The 1,978-nt window shown below is 73.2% G+C and carries 5 protein-coding genes; 1 reads left to right on the forward strand and 4 read right to left on the reverse strand.

The window, feature by feature from the left end:
* Positions 1 to 295, forward strand: a 295-nt coding sequence (locus VGH85_08820) for a hypothetical protein (protein ID HEY2173896.1), incomplete at its 5' end; no start/stop codon positions are given.
* On the opposite strand, the gene VGH85_08825 is transcribed toward VGH85_08820, so the two are convergent.
* From VGH85_08825 to VGH85_08840, 4 genes are all read right to left on the reverse strand, one after another.
* Positions 292 to 603: a hypothetical protein gene (locus VGH85_08825; GenBank protein ID HEY2173897.1), complete on the reverse strand. Its 312-nt coding sequence runs from the start codon at positions 601 to 603 to the stop codon at positions 292 to 294. The genes VGH85_08820 and VGH85_08825 overlap by 4 nt on opposite strands.
* 307 nt (positions 604 to 910) lie before the next feature.
* Positions 911 to 1,048 carry a hypothetical protein gene (locus VGH85_08830; GenBank protein HEY2173898.1) on the reverse strand — a complete coding sequence of 46 codons (138 nt, stop codon included), beginning with the start codon at positions 1,046 to 1,048 and terminating at the stop codon, positions 911 to 913.
* Positions 1,045 to 1,350 carry a hypothetical protein gene (locus tag VGH85_08835; protein ID HEY2173899.1) on the reverse strand — a complete coding sequence of 102 codons (306 nt, stop codon included), beginning with the start codon at positions 1,348 to 1,350 and terminating at the stop codon, positions 1,045 to 1,047. Before VGH85_08835 ends, VGH85_08830 begins: the two co-directional genes overlap by 4 nt.
* A 40-nt stretch (positions 1,351 to 1,390) precedes the next feature.
* Positions 1,391 to 1,834, reverse strand: coding sequence for a hypothetical protein (locus VGH85_08840; GenBank protein ID HEY2173900.1), 444 nt, complete (start codon positions 1,832 to 1,834; stop codon positions 1,391 to 1,393).
* Positions 1,835 to 1,978 lie beyond the last annotated feature (144 nt).

Below are 1,978 nucleotides of genomic sequence, written 5' to 3' on the forward strand. Positions count from 1 at the left end.
GTCGCAGGTCCTCAACACTGCCACTGCACCCGACCCGGCCCCGGCCTCGGACACCGCGGCCGCCGCCGGGACCCCGGCAGTGCCGGCCGCGGCCCGCTATACGCCGCCGCCGACGACCCCGACCGCGGCCCCCGCCGGGCAGTGGGTGTGGACCGGGGAGACCTGGTCGTGGGCGACCTACGAACCCAAGGACGTCCCGCCGCCGGACCCGGCGCGGGCGCAGCGCCCCGGACCGACGCTGCCGCAGCCGGGGGCGCCGCTGCCCGGGCCGCCGCCCCCGCGGCCGCGGGACTAGTCCGGCCATTCGAGCAGCCACAGCCCGCGGGCGAGCTCGCGGTCAACGATCCGGTAGGTGACGGTGCGGTTGTCGGCGCAGAAGTGGACCAGCGCGCCGAGGCACCACCGGTCGAACACCACCCGCCCGTACCGGCCGACCTCGAAGGCGAGCACAACTAGGTCGTTGACGGTCAGCCGCGGATCAGCTCGGGTGATCTCGGTACGGTCGCCGTCGATGACGAAGACCAACGACCCGCACTGTTCGCCGTCCGGGTCCCACACCGGCCAGGTCGAGCAGTGCGGGTCGTTGGCCACGAACGAGGTCACCGACGATCCCGGCAGCCGGCCGCCGCCGCGCGCGACTCCTGGTCGACCGGGCGCGAGGCGCGGGGTTCGTCGCGCAGCCGCCGGACAAACTCGTAGACGAGCCATGACGAGATCAACACCGCCGATTCCGCGAGCCGGAGAGCGTGTGGAACGGGGACGTCATACCGCTTGCGCTGTGTCATGGGGAGCCTCTGTTCGCGTTCGCGAGGGGGAAGCGCGCGGGCCATAATGCCCGTGCCGCAGGGGGAGCGGTCGAGGGGGGTAGACGGACCGGGCGGAGGGGGAGCGTCCGCCCGGTCCGTCTAACTCAGTCCTCGCGCGGCGCAGCGTGACGCAGCTTCGCGCACTGCGCGCAGATCACCGGGACCGGGGGTGCCGGCGGCGAGCACCGCCCGGCCGGGCTGCCGCACAGCGAGCACACCAGCGTGATCAGCTCGTCGGTCATCGGGTCACCTCCGGCACCGGACCGTAGCGCCACTTGAGGACTCGACCGGTCTGGTCCACGACCAGGTCGGCCTTCGCGTACGCGCTACTCGAACCGATCCCCGACCGGTAGTCCTCGCCGACGACCAGCACCCGCGGCGCGGGAATCGTCCTGGCGCAGGCGCGGGCGCAGCCGATCACTGTCCAGAACGCGGTCCGGACCGGCTCGCCGAGGTGGCCAGGGGCCTTCGGGTTGCTCGCCGGGTCGAACCACCGGACCAGCTCGTCGGCGGCCGCGGCCGGGGTCATCTCAGGTGTGCTCATGTCCACGATCATACCACGTGTCCATGATCGAGGACACCCCCTAGTACGCGTCGCCGAAGTCGTCCCCGATCGGCGCGGGCACATCGACCACGGGCTCCCACGCCGGCTCCGGCACGGCAGGCTCCGGCTCGGCGACCGGCTCCGGCTCGCGGTCGCGCAGCGCGTCGTACGCGCGCGCCGCGACCTCCCGCTGCTCCGAGAGGTCCGGGTCCTCCACGGCCGGCACCGGCCGGTCGGACTCGACCTCGGGCTCGACCTCGGGCTCGGGCTCGTCAAGCTCCGGCTCCGGCTCGCCGGTCACCCGCGCCCGGTCGAGTGACCACTCGAGACCGTCCTGGAACCGCCGCTCAGCGTCATCAACCTCCGGCTCGACCCCCTCGACGACCTCGAGCTCCGGCTCGGTAGGCTCCGCGACCGGCTCGAGCTCACCGATCTCCGGAGTAGTGGTCTCCTCGTTGACGGCGAGCTCGAGCTCCTCATGCACCGGCCCCGCGACGAGAGGCTCCCGGTCGTGGTCGACCTCCTGACCGGCCTCGTCAACGCCCTCGACCGGCTCGAGGTCGCCGTCGCCGACGGGGTGCTCTACGGCGTCGTCGAGCTCGGCGGCGCCCTCGTGCTCCTGGTCCTG

Source organism: Mycobacteriales bacterium (assembly GCA_036497565.1).
In the GTDB taxonomy this organism is placed as follows: Bacteria; Actinomycetota; Actinomycetes; order Mycobacteriales; family QHCD01; genus DASXJE01.

What these genes read in the sequence shown, in the direction of transcription:
- VGH85_08835 (HEY2173899.1), bottom strand. Translation starts at nt 1,350, where the DNA reads ATGAGCACACCTGAGATGACCCCGGCCGCGGCCGCCGACGAGCTGGTC.
- VGH85_08830 (HEY2173898.1), bottom strand. Translation starts at nt 1,048, where the DNA reads ATGACCGACGAGCTGATCACGCTGGTGTGCTCGCTGTGCGGCAGCCCG.